Annotated in this window: 16 protein-coding genes; 5 read left to right on the top strand and 11 right to left on the bottom strand. The window is 74.1% G+C overall.

From position 1 onward, the window contains the following. Positions 1-106 precede the first annotated feature (106 nt). Entirely contained in the window at positions 107-1,345 is a 1,239-nt protein-coding gene (locus tag CLV35_RS19760; RefSeq protein ID WP_183062052.1) for a PspC domain-containing protein, read from the top strand. Beyond that, entirely contained in the window at positions 1,342-1,593 is a 252-nt protein-coding gene (locus tag CLV35_RS17355; protein WP_121194759.1) for a hypothetical protein, read from the top strand. Before CLV35_RS19760 ends, CLV35_RS17355 begins: the two co-directional genes overlap by 4 nt. Here the strand turns inward: CLV35_RS17355 and CLV35_RS17350 are convergent. After that, the gene (locus CLV35_RS17350) at positions 1,559-2,776 is read right to left on the bottom strand and encodes a site-2 protease family protein (RefSeq protein WP_183062051.1); all 1,218 of its coding nucleotides are present in this window, start codon (positions 2,774-2,776) and stop codon (positions 1,559-1,561) included. The two genes, CLV35_RS17355 and CLV35_RS17350, sit on opposite strands and share 35 nt — an antisense overlap. 30 nt (positions 2,777-2,806) lie before the next feature. Here CLV35_RS17350 and CLV35_RS17345 point away from each other — a divergent pair, with 30 nt between their 5' ends. Beyond that, positions 2,807-3,613: a class I SAM-dependent methyltransferase gene (locus tag CLV35_RS17345; RefSeq protein WP_121194757.1), complete on the top strand. Its 807-nt coding sequence runs from the start codon at positions 2,807-2,809 to the stop codon at positions 3,611-3,613. Here CLV35_RS17345 and CLV35_RS17340 read toward each other — a convergent pair. The 3 genes from CLV35_RS17340 to CLV35_RS17330 form a co-directional block, all read right to left on the bottom strand. Further along, a complete protein-coding gene (locus CLV35_RS17340) occupies positions 3,582-4,094 on the bottom strand; it encodes a GNAT family N-acetyltransferase (protein WP_231121986.1) in 513 nt (170 codons plus the stop codon). The genes CLV35_RS17345 and CLV35_RS17340 overlap by 32 nt on opposite strands. After that, the gene (locus CLV35_RS17335) at positions 4,091-4,756 is read right to left on the bottom strand and encodes a class I SAM-dependent methyltransferase (protein ID WP_407938222.1); all 666 of its coding nucleotides are present in this window, start codon (positions 4,754-4,756) and stop codon (positions 4,091-4,093) included. The genes CLV35_RS17340 and CLV35_RS17335 overlap by 4 nt, the downstream gene beginning before the upstream one ends. 167 nt (positions 4,757-4,923) lie before the next feature. Beyond that, a complete protein-coding gene (locus CLV35_RS17330) occupies positions 4,924-7,152 on the bottom strand; it encodes an MMPL family transporter (protein ID WP_121194754.1) in 2,229 nt (742 codons plus the stop codon). 201 nt (positions 7,153-7,353) lie between these two features. On the opposite strand from CLV35_RS17330, the gene CLV35_RS17325 reads away from it, so the two are divergent. Continuing rightward, entirely contained in the window at positions 7,354-8,070 is a 717-nt protein-coding gene (locus tag CLV35_RS17325) for a TetR/AcrR family transcriptional regulator (protein ID WP_183062050.1), read from the top strand. Here the strand turns inward: CLV35_RS17325 and CLV35_RS17320 are convergent. The 5 genes from CLV35_RS17320 to CLV35_RS17300 all read right to left on the bottom strand — a co-directional run bounded on the left by CLV35_RS17320 (position 8,067) and on the right by CLV35_RS17300 (position 13,575). Further along, on the bottom strand, positions 8,067-9,278 hold the full coding sequence (locus CLV35_RS17320) for an AGE family epimerase/isomerase (protein ID WP_231121984.1): 1,212 nt from the start codon (positions 9,276-9,278) through the stop codon (positions 8,067-8,069). The two genes, CLV35_RS17325 and CLV35_RS17320, sit on opposite strands and share 4 nt — an antisense overlap. Then, a complete protein-coding gene (locus tag CLV35_RS17315; protein ID WP_121194752.1) occupies positions 9,275-10,267 on the bottom strand; it encodes a Gfo/Idh/MocA family protein in 993 nt (330 codons plus the stop codon). The genes CLV35_RS17320 and CLV35_RS17315 overlap by 4 nt, the downstream gene beginning before the upstream one ends. Positions 10,268-10,277: 10 nt before the next feature. After that, on the bottom strand, positions 10,278-11,201 hold the full coding sequence (locus CLV35_RS17310; protein WP_147432003.1) for a sucrase ferredoxin: 924 nt from the start codon (positions 11,199-11,201) through the stop codon (positions 10,278-10,280). A 71-nt stretch (positions 11,202-11,272) separates the two neighbouring features. Then, entirely contained in the window at positions 11,273-11,998 is a 726-nt protein-coding gene (locus tag CLV35_RS17305) for a fasciclin domain-containing protein (RefSeq protein ID WP_121194750.1), read from the bottom strand. A 68-nt stretch (positions 11,999-12,066) separates the two neighbouring features. Then, positions 12,067-13,575 carry a molybdopterin-dependent oxidoreductase gene (locus tag CLV35_RS17300; protein ID WP_231121983.1) on the bottom strand — a complete coding sequence of 503 codons (1,509 nt, stop codon included), beginning with the start codon at positions 13,573-13,575 and terminating at the stop codon, positions 12,067-12,069. A gap of 151 nt (positions 13,576-13,726) precedes the next feature. Between CLV35_RS17300 and CLV35_RS17295 the strand changes: the two genes are divergently transcribed. Then, entirely contained in the window at positions 13,727-15,325 is a 1,599-nt protein-coding gene (locus CLV35_RS17295; protein WP_121194748.1) for a methyl-accepting chemotaxis protein, read from the top strand. On the opposite strand, the gene CLV35_RS17290 is transcribed toward CLV35_RS17295, so the two are convergent. Beyond that, complete coding sequence (locus CLV35_RS17290; protein WP_183062049.1) at positions 15,319-15,855, bottom strand: DUF1697 domain-containing protein; 537 nt, start codon at positions 15,853-15,855, stop codon at positions 15,319-15,321. The genes CLV35_RS17295 and CLV35_RS17290 overlap by 7 nt on opposite strands. Continuing rightward, the gene (gene guaA, locus CLV35_RS17285) at positions 15,852-17,429 is read right to left on the bottom strand and encodes a glutamine-hydrolyzing GMP synthase (RefSeq protein ID WP_121194746.1); all 1,578 of its coding nucleotides are present in this window, start codon (positions 17,427-17,429) and stop codon (positions 15,852-15,854) included. The genes CLV35_RS17290 and guaA overlap by 4 nt, the downstream gene beginning before the upstream one ends. Positions 17,430-17,450: the final 21 nt, after the last annotated feature.

The following is a 17,450-nucleotide window of genomic DNA, read 5'->3' as shown; positions in this document are numbered from 1 at the left end:
CCCGCGCATCAGGCGCGTCCCCGAGCCCGCAGGTCCGCGGAAGTCAGGGTCGGGTCCGGGGAAGCCCCGATGGTCGGCAGCCCCGGCGGCGGCCACGCTGCTGGACATGACACCGAACTCCGGCCCGGGCAGCGCCCCGGCCTTCCTGCGGAGCCTGCGCCGCAGCGCCCTCGACCGCAAGGTCGCGGGCGTGTGCGGCGGCGTCGCCCGCAGCCTGCGCATCGACCCGCTGATCCTGCGGGTCGTCGCCGTCGTGCTCGCCGTCTTCGGCGGCGCGGGCGTCCTGCTCTACAGCCTCGCCTGGCTGCTGCTGCCCGAGGAGGGCGAGGAGGAGTCGGGCGCCGAGCGCCTGGTCCGCGGCCGGGGAGACTCCTCGGTCATCGCACCCATCGTGGGGGTTCTCGTGGGACTCGCCCTGTTCGGCCGCGTGCTCGACGACGGGCCCTCGGGCTTCGTCGTCATCGTCACCTTCCTGGTGGTCGGCACGATCGTGGCGCTGCGCAGCGACCGGCCGACGGCCGGCGTGCCGGTCGGCGGCCCTGCTGAGCCGCGGCGCGAGGACTCCTTCGGGCGCACGGCGGGCACCGCGTACGCACCGGCCGGCACGGCGTACGCAGCTGCTGCCACCGCGTACGCGCCGACCGGGCCGGTGTTCGGGCCGGTCCACGGCCCGCCGCTGCCCCCGCCGCCCGTCGCCCCGTGGCCCGTGCCGCCGCCGCGCGAGCCGCGCCCGCCCCGGCCGCCGGCCGGGCCGCTCGCGGCGCTCACCCTGAGCGGCATGCTGGTCGTGACGTGCGCCGCGAGCATCGCGGCCTGGGTCTTCGGCGCGCAGATCGGCGTGACCTTCGTGCTGGGCGCCGCTCTCGTGGCGCTCGGGGTGGGCGTCGCGGCCGCATCGCTGTGGGGGCGTGCGGGCGGGCTGCCCCTGCTGGGCGCCCTGCTCGCTGTCGCGCTGATCGTGGCCGGCGTGGTGCGCGACGAGGTGCCCACCCACGGATGGGGCGACGTCACCCTGCGACCGACGACCGTGGCGCAGGCGCAGCAGCCGGTGGAGCGGGCCGCCGGCGACGTGACCCTCGACCTGCGCGACGTCCCCTTCACCGGCGGGCCGGTGCACGTGCGGGTGCGGCAGGCGGTCGGGGAGCTGCTCGTGCTGGTGCCCCCGGACGTGTCGCTCGACGTGCAGGCCGACGTCCACTGGGTGGGCGAGGTGCGGCTGCCCGACAGCGACACCGAGAACGGCGCGAGCGTGTCGAAGCACGTCGTCGAGCCGGCCGTCGGCTCGCGCGGCACGCTGGTGATGGACTTGGACCTGACCGTCGGAGACCTGGAGGTACGCCGATGAGCCGGCACCCGTTCGACATCGTGCCCCTGCTGGTCGGCGCCCTGTTCGTCGCCGTCGGCCTCACCTACGTCCTGGCCGACGTGCAGGACGTGCCGGTCCACGAGGGCGTCGTCGCCGTCGCCCTGCTCGGAGGGCTCGGGCTGCTGGCCTTCGCCGCGACCCTGCGCTCGGTGCTTCGGGCGGCGCGCCGGCGGTCCGGAGCGACGGAGTCGGTCAGCGAGGGCCAGGACCTGCCGGGTACGCCGTGAGCTCCCGCCAGGCGGCGGCGTGCAGGACGCACGAGCTCGGCACCTGCTCGGCCCAGACGCGCGCCTCGGCCTGACGGCCCAGCCGGGCGAGCGCCACTGCCATGGTGGCGTCGACCACCGCGGCGTTGCGCGGATCCATCGGCTGCTGCTTCAGCGGCCCGAGCAGAGCGGCCGCCTCGTCGGGACGTCCCTCGAGGACGTGGCACATCGCCCGGGTGTGGACGAGGGCCGGTCCCGTCGCCGGGTCGGCGGCGATCGCGTCGACGACAGCGTGCGCCTCGGCAAGGGTGGCGGCAGAGGGCGGGGTTCCGCCTCGTGCGATCGCCGACGTGAGGAGGGCGTCCGCCCGGGCGTGCGCTGCCCAGGGGCGCGCCGGGTGGGTCAGCGGCAGGCGCTCGAGCGAGACGTCGAATGCCGCGACGGCACCGTCGTGGTCGCCTGCCAGCAGGAGAGCCGAAGCCCGGTCGAGGTCGTGCTGGCCAGGGACGTCGCACGCTGGGAGGTCGGGCCGGGGAACCGCCGCCGCCAGCCGGCGCAGCTGCCACCCGTCGCTCCCGACGCCGCCGTGCCGCGGAGCGGTCACTGCCATGTTCGCGGCCCAGGCGAACAGCTCGTGGACGGCGAGCACCGCCGCGACGGTGCCCGGCACGGCAGGGAGCAGGCACGCGAGGGGTGCGCAGCCGGCCGCGACGAGCAGGTTGGCCCTCGGTCCGGCGAGCAGGACCGAGCGACGCGTCGCCCTGGTCATCCCAGCGGCCTCGTGCACCGTCTGCCCGGAGCTCGGCACGACGTGCAAGTCCACCGGGACGCCGGCGAGCCGCACCGTACCCACTCGTGGGCCCCCGCCGATGCGGACGCTGGTGACCTGGAAGCCGGCCCGTCGAGCCACCAGCGCATGGCCGGCCTCGTGCACCGCGATGGAGACCGCTGCTCCCACCGTGACGACGCCTGCTGCGACCCATCCAGCCGTGCCGGAGCTGTGGGTCGCACGGACGACGAAGGCGAAAGGGTCGTCGTCGACGGCTGTCAGCGTCGCGTAGGCGTCGCGCCGGAGCTCCAGCAGCACCTGCGCCACCCAGGACAGCACGGTGAACGACGTGAGGACGGCGACCGTCCCGCGGAGCGCTGACGGCTGCTGCACCAGCGGCAGATCGGAGGCCGGCGGAGGATCCTGAGTGCTCACGGCAAGCGCCACCCGAGCGGAGGATCGACCATGACCGGAGCGTCCGCGCCCTACGAGGGGCTCGCCACCACCTTCGACACGGCGGCCGAGCTCTACGAACGGGCCCGGCCCGGCTACCCGGACGAGCTGTTCCCCGACCTGGCCGAGGTCGCCGGGCTGGCGAGCGGGGCGCGGGTGCTCGAGATCGGCGCAGGCACGGGCCAGGCGACGCGCGGCCTGCTCGCGCGCGGCTGGCGGGTGGTCGCGCTCGAGCCCGGTCACGAGTTGGCGCGCGTCGCCCGGCGGGTGCTGGCCGGACGAGGTGAGCTCGAGGTGGTGGAGACCGCGTTCGAGCGCTGGGAGCCGGCCGCCGACGAGCGCTTCGACCTCGTCCTGGCCGCGACCTCGTGGCACTGGCTCGACCCGGAGGTGGCGTTCGTCCGCGCCGCAGAGCTGCTGCGACCGGGCGGCACCCTGGCGATCGTCGCCACCGAGCACGTGTCACCGGAGGGCGGCGACGAGTTCCTGGACCAGATGGAGCGGTTGTACGACGAGGTCGGCATGGGCGACGGGCAGGGTGGGCCGAAGCCGCCGGGGGCGGTCGCCGACCCTGACGTCGACGCCATGGTCGCGAGCGGGAGGTTCGAGACACCGGTCGTGCACCGCTACGTCTGGAGCGCGGACTACACGGCCGACGAGTACGTCGCCCTCCTGTCGACGTACTCCGGACACATCGCCGCCTCGGAGTCGCAGCGCGGCAGGGTCTTCGCCGGCGTGCGGGAGCTGATCGGGGCGCGCCCTTCCGGGACGGTCCGCAAGCACTACCTCACGATGCTGCAGACGGCCCAGCGGCGCTGAGCGGGGCGTCGCCGTGGAGCCGCCGGCGCAGGATCCACGTCGGAGAGGTCCCGCTGGCGACCACCGCCCCGGTGACCGGGTCGACCGACTGCCAGCGGTGGTCGTGCTCCCGGACCCGGGCGTAGCCCCGGCGCTCGTAGAAGCCCAGCACTGCGATGTCGTCGCGGTCGGCGTCGAGGCTCAGCGCCTCGGCGCCGGCGGAACGGGCCGCGTCCTCCGCGGCGAGGACGAGTGCTTGCGCGACGCCGCGGCGTCGGTGCTCCGGGAGGACGTGCAGGCCGTAGAGCCACGGGTGCGGCGCGTCGCAGTCGCTCCGCCAGCGCACGCTGACCGCCCCGACGACGGCGCCGTCCACTTCAGCGACGAGCAGCACCTCGCGGGCCTCGGCCGCGGCACGCAGCCGGACGACCGCACGGTCGTGGGAGCCGGCGAGCGGTACGAGTGCGGCGAGGTCCGCAGGCGTACCCGCCCGGACGCTCACGGCAGGCGCAAGCGGTAGACGATGAACGACGGGACCGTCGCCTCGCGTCCGAGCTCCCGCGGCCACCGGCGCAGCGCCTCGGCGGACGGACGGGCCTCCACCACCCGCTCGACGACGAAGCCCGCGTCGGCGAAGGCGTCGACGCACGCGGCGAGCGGCCGTCGCCAGAAGCGCTGCGTCACCTCGACGTCGGCCTTGCGCCAGGTGTCGGCGACCAGCTCGGTGTCGAAGTAGCCGCCCTGCTGGGCCTCGAGCGGTGGCGCGAAGGGGTGGTCGAGCGAGAGGACGACCCAGCCGCCCGGCCGCAGCACCGACGCGAACGACCGGAGCGGCACCGTCCAGTCGCGCAGGTAGTGCAGTGCCAGCGAGCAGGTGACGCCGTCGCAGGAGTCCGCGTCCAGCGGCAGTGGTTCGGCGAGGTCTGCGACGAGGAACTCCCCCTGCCGGCCGCACCGCCGCGCAGCCTGCTCCACCATCCGGGGGCTGAGGTCGACGCCGATCGGCTTGGCACCCTGGTCCGCCAACCACTCGCACTGTGCTCCGGACCCGCACCCGGCGTCGAGGACGACCGCGCCGGTAAGCGGCTGGGGCACGAGGCTGCGCAGCGCCGGGCGCTCGAGCCCGCCGTTCCAGGGCCCGTCGTCCGTCGTGCCGGACCACACGCGGGCCAGCCGGTCGTAGGCCTCGCGCGTGCTCTCGCGGTGGGCGGTGGCGTCGTAGTCATGGTCGCGCACGACGCGATCCTGCCACAGCAAGCGCGTCGAACGTGCGAAGAGGCATGCAGTGGTCTGCATGCCTCTCCGTCGTCACGCCCGCGAGGTCTCCCGGGTCAGACCGGCACGCGCACGGTGCGCTGCCCGGGGAGCGTGACCGGGCCGGCCTCGCCCTCGTCGTCGAGGTGGAACTCCGGGCGCCCCTCGATGTGCAGGTTCGGCAGGCGCCGGTGCAGCACCTCCGGCATCCACCAGTTCGCCCTGCCCAGCAGCTGCATCACGGCCGGCACGAGCAGCATGCGTACGACGGTCGCGTCGACGAAGATCGCGGTGGCGAGCCCGACGCCGATGACCTTGAGGATGACGTCAGGAGCAGGCACGAAGGCCGCGAAGACGGCGACCATGATGGCGGCGGCCGCGGTGATGACGCGGGCGGTGCCGGCCAGGCCCTCGGCGACGGCGCGGCTGTTGTCGCCCGTGACGATCCAGCGCTCCCGCATCCGGCTCAGGAGGAAGACCTCGTAGTCCATGGAGAGCCCGAACAGGATCGCGAACATCAGCACCGGGATGAACGCCGGCAGCGGCGTCGCCGTGTCGATGCCGATCAGCTGGCCCGCCCAGCCGCCCTGCAGCACCAGGGCCACCACTCCGTAGGCGGCAAGGATCGAGAGCAGGTTCATGACCGCGGCCTTGACCGCGACGACGACGCTGCGGAACGCCACCAGCAGCAGGAGCATCGAGAGCCCGACGACGCCGCCGACCAGCAGCGGCAGCCGCTTGACCACGTCGCTCGTGCTGTCGATGGCCGAGGCCGTGACGCCGCCGACGTGGACCTCGGTGCCGCTCGAGGCGGTCGCTGCGGGCACCACCGAGTCGCGCAGGTGCTTCACCAGCGTCTCGGTCTTCGCGTCCTGCGGCCCGGTGGTCGGCACCACCGTCATGATCGCGGTGCTGCGGTCGGGGCTGAGCACGACCGGCGTCACGGACGCCACGCCGGGGGTCGTGCGCAGCGAGCCGCTCAGCGTCTCGAGCGCCGCCGTGTCGCCGGCGGCGGGCAGCTTGGCGGCCAGCAGCAGCGGGCCGTTGGCGCCCTTGCCGAAGCCCTGCGCCGCCAGGTCGTAGGCGCGGCGGGTCTGCGTGCCGTCCGCGCTGTTGCCCGAGTCGGGGAAGCCGAAGCGCAGGCCCAGGAGCGGCGCGGCGAGCAGCACCAGGATCCCCACGCCCGCGAGGGTGCCCAGGACGGGACGGCGCTGCACCGTACGGCTCCAGCGCACCCAGATCCCGGCGTGCCCGACGGGGCGCCGCCCGGTGCCGGGCAGGCGCAGCGAGTTGACCTTGGTGCCGACGGCGCCGAGCAGCGCCGGCACCGCGGTGACGGCGGAGGCCATGACGACGAGCACGGCGAGGATCGTGACCAGCGCCGCCCCCCGCATGTAGCTGAGCCCCATGCCGAACAGCCCCAGCATGCTGATGACGACGGTGGTGCCGGCGACCATGACGCTGCGTCCCGCGGTCTCGGCGGTGGCCACGACCGCCCGCAGCGGCTCACGTCCGGCGGCGAGCTGCTCGCGGTAGCGGGTGACCAGCAGCAGCACGTAGTCGATGCCGACGCCGATGCCCATCATCGAGGCCAGCGCGGTCGACCAGTCGGGCACGGCAGTGGCCGCGGCCACGACGCCGACCAGGCTGCTGCTGACGCCGAGGCCCAGCACGGCGGTCAGGATCGGGAGACCGGCGGCGACGACCGAGCCGAACGCGAGGAGCAGGATCAGCGCGGCGGCCGCGAGGCCGATGCCCTCGGAGCCGACCGAGCCCGACTCGGCGCTGCCGATCGACTGGCCGCCGACGGCCATCTCGACCGGGGCACGGGTCGCCCCCTCGGCGATGGCGATGATCGCCTTGGCGTCCTCGACGGGCATGTCCTCGGGGTTGACGACGTCGAGGTGGGCCTTCGTCAACAGCGTGCGGCCGTCGGCCGAGATGCTGCCGGGGGTGGTGAACGGGTCGTCGACGGCGGCCACGTGGGGCACCGCGTCGATCTTCGCGAGGACCGCCTCGATCGCGCTGCGCTGCGCGGACACGCCGGAAGGCACCCGGAAGACCACGTCGACCGTGTCACCGGCCTGCGCGGAGAACCGCTGCTCGAGCAGCTGCTGCGCCGCCGCCGAGTCGGACCCCTTCGCCGTGTAGTCGGCGGAGAAGTCGCCGCCGAACGCCTTGTTGGCGCCGAACGCCGCCACGACGGCCAGCAGCCAGGCAGTGAGGACGAGCCAGCGGTGCCGGAAGGAGTACGCGGCCAGCCGGCCGAGCGCTCCCGCCCGCGGCTCGACGGAGGTGGTGCTCATGAGGTGCTCCCCTTGGAGTGACGTGCCGATGTTTTCGTTATGGCTCGTAACGTAGGGGACGAGGCGTATCGTCTGTCAAGACGGTTTGCCGAGGTTCAGGCATGTTCCGCACGTCGGACGGGGAAGTCCCTCCTGCAGGAGGACGCTCCTCTCGTCCGACAGGAGGAGACGACCTGCGACGCACGGAGGAGACGAGGCACGGTGAGCACCCGACGCGAGATCACCCGCGCGGCGACGGTGGCGGAGATCAAGGCGACCGCGCTGCGCCTGATGCGCGAGCAGGGCTCGAGCGACGTGCGCTTCGCCGACATCGCGCGCGAGATGAGCATGACGGCGCCGGCGCTCTACCGCTACTTCTCCGGACGCGACGAGCTGCTGACCGCGCTGCTCGAGGACGCCTTCACCTCGCTCGCCGAAGCACTCGAGAAGGCCCTGGCCGACGAGGGCTCCGCCGACCCGACGACCGCCTTCCTGGCGGTGTGCCGCTCCTACCGGTCGTGGGGGCGCGAGGACCCGACCCGCTACGCGCTGGTGTTCGGCGTGCCCGTCCCGGGCTACGACGCCCCCGAGCAGGGCCCGCACTCCGAGGCCGCCGACCGGGCCTTCGGGTGCATGGCCGCCACGGCCGCCAACGCCCTGGCCGCCGGCCTCGACGTCCGCCCGCTCGGGCCGCCGGTGACCGGGCCGCTCGCCGAGGTGCTCTGCCAGCCGGCGAAGAGCGCCTCGCTGCCGCCGCAGGCGATGCAGGCGATGCTGCACTCGTGGGCAGGCATCCACGGCTTCGTCACGCTGGAGGCGTTCGGCCACCTGCACTGGCTGCCGGCCGAGGCGAGCGACGACCTCTACGAAGGGCTGATCCGCGGCATGGCGACCTACATCGGGCTGCCCGCCGGCGACCCGGACCGCCCGGCGGGCTAGCGCACCTGCTCGAGGAACCCGTCGCGCACCGCGGCGGCGAAGGTGGGGGTGATCGGCAGCCGGGGCACCAGCACGGCCTGGAACGCGTGGTAGACGTCGGGCTTGCCCTCCCACACCGTCGAGGCGGGCGCGTTGTGCTCGTCGAGCTCGTGGCGCCACGACCCGTGCTCGAGGTCGATGAGGTGCGTGCGCGCGTACTCCCACCACTGCGCGTAGAGGTCGGAGCAGCGGTCGTCCTCGGTCACCGAGTAGAGCGCCGCGGCGGCGGCCAGCCCCTCGGCCACGACCCAGTGCAGCCGCTGGCGCACGACCGGGCGGCCCTCCCAGTCGGTGGTGTAGACGAAGCCGTCGGCCCCGTCGGCCGCCCACCCGTCGGCGACGGCGCCGTCGAAGAGCGCCTGCGCGCTCGCGACCAGGCCGGCGTCGACGTGCAGGGCCAGGCGGGACCACTCGAGCGCGTGCCCGATCGTCGCGCCGAACGGGCGGAAGGGGTGTGCCGGCGAGTCGCGGTTGTAGTCAGGCACCGGGTGCCACTCGGGGTCGAAGTGCTCGGGGATCCGCCAGCCGTTGCCCGCGGCCCAGCCGAGCACGCGGGTCGTGATGCGTGCAGCGCGCTCGCGGTAGGCCGCGTCGCCCGTCACGTCGGCGACCGCCAGGAACGCCTCGACGGTGTGCATGTTGGCGTTGACGCCGCGGTAGGGCTCGAGCTCGGTCCAGTCACGGTTCCACACGTCGACGACGAGCCCCTCGGCCGCGTCCCAGAAGTGGGCGTCGTGCACCTCGATCGCGTCGGTCAGCAGCTCCTGCGCGCCGGGGCGGCCGGCGGCGAGCGCCGACGACGCGGCCAGCAGGACGAAGGCGTGCCCGTAGGACTCCTTGTCGGTCTTGACCGGGCCGTCCGGGCCGACCGAGGCGAACCACCCGCCGTGCTCGGCGTCGCGCAGGCGCCCGGTGAGGGCGGCGACGCCCACGTCGACCAGCTCGGCGCACGCCACGTGCCCCATCAGCAGGCCGAGTGCCGCCACGTGCGTCATGCGGCAGGTGACCCACAGCTCGACCGGACGCTCGAGGAGCAGGGCGCCGTCGTCGCCGAGCCAGCCGAAGCCGCCGTCGGGGTGGACCGAGTGCGCGGCGAACTCGAGCAGGCGGTCGGCCTCGGCGGCGAGCTCGGCGCGGTGCTCGGGAGTACGCAGGAACGGGACGCTCACGACGGCAGCCTCTCGGGTCGGTCGGGTCCGGCGCCAGCCGGGTGGGGGTCTGCTGCGAACACCGCGTCGATGGCCTCGGCCACGCGCAACGACTCGTCCAGGCCGACGACGCGGGCGGTCTGGTCGCCGCCGATGCGCCGCGAGACGGCCTCGAACATCAGCTGGTAGGGGTCGCAGGGCGCGAAGCGCTCGACGGTGTCGCCCACGGCGAGCTCGGCGACCTCGAAGCGCGAGACGAAGGCGTCCCCGACGAACTCGAGACGCGCCTCGTCGCCCTCGACGAGCACCGTCTGGGCGGGCTCGTCGCGCATGCCGAAGCGGACCTCGGCCTGCACGCCGCCCAGGGTGAGCTGCGCCCGCCCGCGCACGTCGACTCCCTCGTCGGTGCGCTCGAGCGACGCCTCGGTCCAGGTCAGCGGCGCCCAGCCGGCGGCCCACAGCACGGCCGACACGCTGTAGCAGCCGACGTCGTAGAGCGCGCCGCCGCCGCGGTGCGGGTCGAAGCGGTAGTTCGACTCGTCGCCCCCGCCGCCGGTGAAGGCGGAGGAGGCACGGCGCACCTCGCCCAGCGCGCCGGCGCGCACGAGGGCCTCGGCGCGTACGGTGCGCGGCGCCCAGCGGTACCACGACGCCTCGACGACCAGCCGGTCGTGCGCGGCCGCCGCCTCGGCCATCGCCCGCACCTCGGCGACGTCGAGCCCGATCGGCTTCTCGCACAGGACGTGCTTGCCGGCCTCGACGGCGCGCAGCACCCACGGGGCGTGCGCGTCGTTGGCGAGCGCGACGTAGACCGCGTCGACCGAGTCGTCGGCCAGGACCGCGTCATAGCTGTCGTAGGCCGCGCCGTGCGGCCCGAGCCGGCGGGCCCGCTCCACGTCGCGCGCCGCGACCGCCTGCAGCCGCGCGCCGCCGGCGGCGTGCACGCACGGCGCGATCGTGCGGGCCATCGCGCCGGCACCGAGGAAGCCCCACCGCACGTCGGTCGTCACGCGAGAAGTCCTACCACGCGGGGTGCGGCACGACGTCGACGCCGACCACCTGGTGGTCCAGGGAGGTCAGCCCACCTCGGCAGCGGCTCGGGGTGACCGTGACGCCCGGACGGCGCAGCATGCGCACGGTCAGGGTGGCGCGGGCGGTGGTGACCTCGACCGCGGCGCCGAGGCCGAGCGACCGGCTCGGGCCGCACACGACGTCGCCGCGGCCGCGCAGCCCCTCGCGCCGGCGCACGACCGCCTCGGCCACCTGCTGCCAGCCGTCGTAGGTCGACCGCCCGCGGAAGCCGGTCTCGGCCAGGACCTCCCCGCGGGTGGCGGCCTCCCCGACGCGCAGGGCGTCGGCAACCTCCAGGCGGCCGTAGTACTCGCCGTGAGGAGCCACCACCAGGTTGCCGGCGAAGCGGTCACCGCCGACGTGGCTGCACTCCCACACCTGCTCGCCGTGCACCGCCGCCAGCGCCCGGGCGAGCGGACGCCCCTCGACCGCGCAGCACATGTCCTTCGACCCGTGGGTGCACACGAGCAGCAGCGGGTCGGCCACCGGCTCGCCCAGGCCGGGCTGCAGGAGCCGGTCGACGGCAACTCTGCCGACGTCCTGGAGCTGCGGCACCTCGAGCCGCTCCATCCACGCCGGCGCACCGGGCGCGGCCGCGGAGCCGACGTGCACGAGCACCGGTCCGGTCCCGGTGTCGCGACCTGGACGGCGCACCAGCAGCGTACGCAGGCCCTCGTCGCGCGCCAGCGCGTGGAGCCGACGGCGCTGGTCGGGCGAGAAGACCGCTGCCAGGGTCTCGGCGAGCGCCGCCTGCGACCAGGCGCCGGGCCGCTCGAGCAGGAGCCACCGGCGCACCGGGGCGGCCGTGCCGAGCACGTCTTCGCCGGAGTCCCGCGAGGCGGTGGAGCACCTGCGGTCCGGCACGGTCGTCACCGTCCCCACGCTAGATGACGCACGAGGTGCGCCGGCCGCCACCTGGCGACCGGCGCACCACTCGGAGCCGCTCAGCTGGTCGGCATCAGGACGCTGTCGATGAGGTAGACGGTCGCGTTGGCCGTCTTCACGCCGCCGCAGATCACGTTGGCGCCGTTGACCTTGAGGTTGTCGCCACTGCCGGTCACCTTGACGGTGCCGCCCTCGACGGTCTTCTGCGAGCCGACGACGGCGTCGGGCGCGAGCTGGCCGGCGACCACGTGGTAGGTCAGGACCTTGGTGAGCAGCGCGTCGTCGGTGCCGAGCTTCTTGACCGTAGCGGCGGGCACCTTGGCGAACGCCGCGTCGACGGGGGCGAAGACGGTGAACTCGCCGCTGTCGAGGGTGTCGACCAGGTTGACCTTCGGGTTCAGCTTGCCCGAGACGGCGGCGACCAGGGTCTTGAGCAGCGGGTTGTTCGAGGCTGCGACGGCCACCGGGTCCTGGGCCATGCCTTCGACGGAGCCGGCGCCGCTGGGCACGGCCTTCGCGTAGTCGGCACAACCACTGCCTACCAGTGCTGACGACGCGGCCATCGCGCCGTCGCTGGCCATCGGGGTGTCGCTCGCCATCGGCGCCTCGGAGCTCATCGCGCTGGACGAGGCCATCGACCCGGAGGAGCTCATGGCGCTGGCGGCGGGGGCCGCGGCGGCGCCGCTGTCGCCGGCCTCGGCGCCGCTGCTGCCGCAGGCCGACAGACCGAGGGCGAGCGTCGTGACGGTCCCTGCGAGGAGAAGGTTCCCGTTGCGGATGCGCATGTCGATCTCCTTGTGTGGTGGGTTGTTCATAGGTTCTTCGAAGCTGCGACAGGGGTGGACTGGTCCGGTCATCGACCGATCTGCACGAGGATCGAGTGCCAGCCCTGGCTGCCGCCGGGGAACGGTGCGGTGCGGTCCTGGGGCTGGACGGCGCCCGTGCCGTCGGTGGCCCGGACCTCGAGCTTGTGGTTCCCGACCGCGTCGACCTGCCAGTCCCACGACCACTGGCGCCAGGTGTCCTTGCCCACCGGCGCAGACAGACGTGCCTGCTGCCACTGGCCTCCGTCGACGCGGACCTCGACCTTGGAGATGCCGCGCTCCTGAGCCCACGCGACACCACCGACGGCCACAGTGCCTGGCCGGCTGGTCGACAGCGGCTTGGGTGTGTCGATGCGCGACGCCGTCTTGATGGCCGCGCGCGCGTCCCAGCCGCGCTTGACCCAGTACGGGTCGTAGGCGTCGAAGGTCGTGACCTCCATGTCCACCAGCCACTTCGTGGCTGACACGTAGCCGTAGAGACCAGGAACCACCATGCGCACGGGAAAGCCGTGCTCGGGCCGGAGCGGTGCACCGTTCATGGACACGGCCAGCATCGCGTCGCGCCCGTCCAGCAGGGCAGCCGTCGGCGTGCCGATCGTCATGCCGTCGACCGAGCGCGTCACGACCTGGTCCGCACCCTTGCGCGGCTTGGCACGGTCGAGCAGCGAGCGGACGGGGACGCCCTGCCAGCGCGCGGTCCCGGCGAGCTTGCCGCCCACCTCGTTGGAGACGCACGTCAGCGTGATGTCCCTCTCCATCATGGGCAGGGCTAGCAGGTCGCGCCACTCGAGCGTGAACGGCTCCTCGACCTCGCCGTGCACGCGCAGGCGCCACTCGTCGGTCGAGAGCTGCGGCACCACGAGCGCGGTGTCGACCCGGTAGAAGTCCCTGGGACTCGTGTAGAACGGGGTGATCCCTGGCACGCCGAGCGTGTAGCCCGCGGGTGCCGCCGGTGCCGGGCTCAGCGGCGGCGGCAGCACGACCGCAGCCCGCGACGACGCCACGTCGTGGCGGCCGAAGACCAGGCGACCCAGCCCACCCGTACCCGCCGCGAGCACCGCGGTGCCGCCCGCGGCCAGCAGGAACGTACGCCGTGACCCGTCCTCCGCCGCGCGCGGCGTGCTGCGCACCAGCGCCGCGAGGCCAGCTGCGCCGACGGCTCCAGCCGCGAGCGAGGGCAGGACGTCGACCCCGGAGGCCGTCGGCCGCGTGAGCGCGACCAGCGCCGCACCGACGCCGACCGCGACCACGACGCCGACCGCGACGCGCAGGTGCCGGACGGCGAGCGCACCGAGGGCGAGCGAGAGCACGAGCACGGTCGCCACCACGCCGGTCAGCAGCACGTCCTTGTCGTTCTCGCCGAAGTGCCGGATCGCGAACTCCTTGAGCCAGCGCGGCGTCCGGTCGACGAAGGCGCCGCCGACGGACACCACCGGCGACGAGGGGCGGTCGAGCAGCGCGGCCACCAGCTCGGCCGCGCCCAGGGCCAGCAGCGCCGAGAGGAGACCCGCCAGGGCGCCGAGCAGCTTGTTCTTCACCCCCCTGGTTCGTAGGCCGCCGCGGGCGCGGACTGGTCGGCGCACGGAGACGCGCGTCACCGGCTCCACGTGCAACGGATCAAGTGAGCGGCCCGCCTGCCGATGGGAGAGGCGCGGAGCCTCGTGGCTCCACGTAGAGAGGGAGTTCCTGATGAGGTCCTGGCTGCGCGATCGACCGATCGCCGTCAAGGTGCAGTCCGCGGTCGTCTTCGCCGTCCTGGTCATGGTCCTGGTCGGGGTGGACGGACTGCGCTCCCTCGGCTCGGTGGACGGCCGCGCGGACGACCTCTACACCCACGGGGTGCGGCCCTACGGCACGCTGGCCGACCTCCGCGACATGGAGGGCGACAGCCGCTGGCTGGTCCGCGACTACCTGCTGGCCTCCGACGCCGACGAGCGCTCCTCCATCCGCGAGGAGATCACCGCGACCGACGCCCAGCTCGACGACGACATCGCCACCTACCTGGCGCAGGGGCCGGCGCTGCTCGGCGGGCGCACGGCGCTCATGGAGGACTTCGCGCACCGTCTCGCGGCGTTCCGCCAGGTGCGCGACGCCAAGGTGCTGCCGACCGTCGACTCCGGTGACGTGGCCGCCGCGCACGCCCTGGTCCAGGGCGAGATGACCGACGTCGACGAGGCCATGGGCGAACCGATGGACGCCCTGCTCGAGGCGGAGGACGCCGCGGCGCACGCCCAGAACACCGCGGCCGGCGACACCTACTCACGCACCCGCACCGTCCTGATCGGGCTCCTCGTCGGAGGCGCCCTGCTCGCGCTCGCGATCGGGCTCCTGGTCGCACGCGGCATCTCCCGCAGCGTCCACCGGGTGCAGGGCGTGGTGACCGCGCTGGCCGCAGGCGACCTGACGCGCACCGCCGGACTGGCCGGCCGCGACGAGATCGGCACCATGGCCAAGGCTCTGGACGACGCGCTCACGAGCCTGCGCTCGGTCCTGGCCGCGGTGGCCTCGAGCGCCGGTGCGGTGACGACCTCGTCCGAGGAGCTGTCGGGCTCGTCGGCCCGCATCGCCTCCTCCGCCGCGGAGACGAGCGCCCAGTCCGGCCGCGTCTCGCAGGCCGCCGACGACGTGTCGGCCAGCGTCGCCACCGTCGCCGCCGGTGCGCAGGAGCTCGGCTCGGCCATCTTGCAGATCGCGCAGGGCACGAGCGAGGCGACCCGCATGGCCCAGGCCGCCGTGACCACCTCGGCCGCCGCGAACGACACCGTGGTCAAGCTGGGACACTCGTCGCGCGAGATCGGCGACGTCGTCAAGGTCATCACCAGCATCGCCGAGCAGACCAACCTGCTCGCCCTCAACGCCACCATCGAGGCGGCCCGCGCAGGCGAGGCCGGCAAGGGCTTCGCGGTCGTCGCCAACGAGGTCAAGGAGCTCGCGCAGGAGACCGCGCGCGCCACCGAGGACATCGCCCGCCGGGTGGAGGGCTCGCAGGCCGACACGAGCCTCGCGATCGCCGCCATCGCGGAGATCGGCGAGGTCATCGAGCGGATCAGCGACTACCAGACGACGATCGCCGCCGCAGTCGAGGAGCAGACGGTGACCACGGAGGCGATGTCGCGGTCCGCGAGCGCGGCGGCAGCCGCCACGACGGACATCGCCGCGAACATCGCCGGCGTGACGGGTGCAGCCGGGGACACGACGCAGGCCCTGGCGTCCTCGACGAGCGTCGTCGCCGAGCTGGCGACCAGGGCCGCCGAGCTCACGTCGCACGTGGACCGCTTCGTCTACTGACCTGCGAGCTCCTGCAGCTTCACGACCGTGCGCCAGTTGCGGCCGGTGGCGACGATGCCCGCGCGGGTCCAGAGCTTGACGTCACCCGTGGCTGTCAGCACGCCCTCGGGGCACCAGAGGTAGGCGGCACGGCCGAGGACGCGCGCCCGGTCGGGTGCAGTCACCCGCTGCTCGAACTCCCGTGCGAGATCGGCGGGTGGCGCCTCGGACAGGAAGACCACGAGATGCCTCGACGGGTCGTCGGCGACTCCGACGAAGGGGTCGGCCGCCACGACGTCGTCGAGCTCGGCGGCGCTGAGGACCACCACGGAGGACGAGACACCGGTCGCCGCCTCGACAGCGGCCTCGATGGCGGCCGGTGCGAGGGTGCGCGGCGAGTCGAAGACGACGTTGCCGCTGCGCAGGTGCGTGACGGCGCGGGTGGCTCCGAGCGAGGTGAAGACCTCGCGCAGCGCAGCCATGTCGACCTGCTTGGCGCGGCCGACGTTGATGCCGCGCAGCAGGGCGACGGAGGTGGTGGCTCCGCTCACTCCCACTCGATGGTGCCCGGCGGCTTGCTCGTGATGTCGAGCGTGACGCGGTTGACGGCCCGCACCTCATTGGTGATGCGGGTGGAGATGCGCGCCAGCACGTCGTAGGGCACGCGCGACCAGTCGGCGGTCATGGCGTCCTCGCTCGACACCGGGCGCAGGACCACCGGGTGGCCGTAGGTGCGGCCGTCGCCCTGCACGCCCACCGAGCGGACCTCGGCGAGCAGCACGACCGGGCACTGCCAGATCTCGCGGTCGAGCCCCGCGGCGGTGAGCTCCTCGCGGGCGATGGCGTCGGCGTCGCGCAGCACGGCGAGCCGCTCCTCGGTCACCTCGCCGATGATGCGGATGCCGAGCCCGGGGCCCGGGAACGGCTGGCGCCACACGATCTCGTCGGGCAGCCCGAGCTCGAGCCCGACCTTGCGGACCTCGTCCTTGAACAGCGCCCGGAGCGGCTCGACGAGCGCGAACTGCAGGTCGTCGGGCAGCCCGCCGACGTTGTGGTGCGACTTGATCGTCGCGGCGCCGGCTCCCCCGCCCGACTCGACGACGTCGGGGTAGAGCGTGCCCTGCACGAGGAACTCGACCTGCTCGCCGTGGGCGCCGGCCTCCTCGACGACCTCGCGCGCGGCCTGCTCGAAGACGCGGATGAACTCGCGGCCGATCGCCTTGCGCTTGGTCTCGGGGTCGGTGACCCCGGCCAGCGCCGTGAGGAAGCGCTCGCGCGCGTCGACGACCTTGAGGCGTACGCCGGTGGCCGCGACGAAGTCCTCCTCGACCTGGCGCGCCTCGTCCTTGCGCAGCAGCCCGTGGTCGACGAACACGCAGGTGAGCTGGTCGCCGACGGCCCGCTGCACGAGCGCGGCGGCGACGGCCGAGTCGACGCCGCCGGACAGCCCGCACACGACCCGCTTGCCGCCGACCTGGGCGCGGACGAGCTCGACCTGCTCCTCGACGATCGAGTCGGTGGTCCAGGTGGGCCGGGCGCCGGCGACCTCGAAGAGGAAGTGCTCGAGGACCGCCTGGCCGTGGGCGGTGTGGAGGACCTCGGGGTGGAACTGCACGCCGGCGAGCCCGCGGGCGGTGTCCTCGAAGGCGGCCACCGGGGCACCGGCCGAGCTGGCGGTGACGGTGAACCCGCCCGGCGCGGCCGTGACGGCGTCGCCGTGGCTCATCCACACCGACTGCTCGACGGGCAGGCCGTGGAAGAGCGCCGAGTCGGTGCCGGAGAGCCGCAGCGGCGTGCGCCCGAACTCCGAGCTGCCGGTGTGGGCGACGGTGCCGCCCAGAGCCTGCGCCATCGCCTGGAAGCCGTAGCAGATGCCGAAGGCGGGGACGCCGGTCTCGAAGACCGCCGGGTCGACCACGGGGGCGCCCTCGGCGTAGACGCTGGAGGGCCCGCCCGAGAGGATCAGCGCCTTGGGCGCCCGCGCCTCGATCTCGGCGACCGTGATGGTGTGGGGCACGACCTCGCTGTAGACGTGGGCCTCGCGCACCCGCCGGGCGATCAGCTGGGCGTACTGGGCCCCGAAGTCGACGACGAGGACGAGGTCCGGAGCGGCGTGGGGAGCCACCGGCGCAGCGCTCGGTGCGGG

This window comes from Motilibacter peucedani (assembly GCF_003634695.1).
Taxonomy (GTDB): domain Bacteria; phylum Actinomycetota; class Actinomycetes; order Motilibacterales; family Motilibacteraceae; genus Motilibacter; species Motilibacter peucedani.
Note: the sequence above shows the minus strand (reverse complement) of the source record. Positions and strands in the feature narration are given on the sequence as shown.

Excerpts from the sequence above, each read along its gene's own strand:
- CLV35_RS17355 (WP_121194759.1), top strand. The coding sequence starts at position 1,342 with ATGAGCCGGCACCCGTTCGACATCGTGCCCCTGCTGGTCGGCGCCCTG.
- CLV35_RS19760 (WP_183062052.1), top strand. The coding sequence starts at position 107 with ATGACACCGAACTCCGGCCCGGGCAGCGCCCCGGCCTTCCTGCGGAGC.
- CLV35_RS17330 (WP_121194754.1), bottom strand. The coding sequence starts at position 7,152 with ATGAGCACCACCTCCGTCGAGCCGCGGGCGGGAGCGCTCGGCCGGCTG.
- CLV35_RS17345 (WP_121194757.1), top strand. The coding sequence starts at position 2,807 with ATGACCGGAGCGTCCGCGCCCTACGAGGGGCTCGCCACCACCTTCGAC.
- CLV35_RS17295 (WP_121194748.1), top strand. The coding sequence starts at position 13,727 with ATGAGGTCCTGGCTGCGCGATCGACCGATCGCCGTCAAGGTGCAGTCC.
- CLV35_RS17305 (WP_121194750.1), bottom strand. The coding sequence starts at position 11,998 with ATGCGCATCCGCAACGGGAACCTTCTCCTCGCAGGGACCGTCACGACG.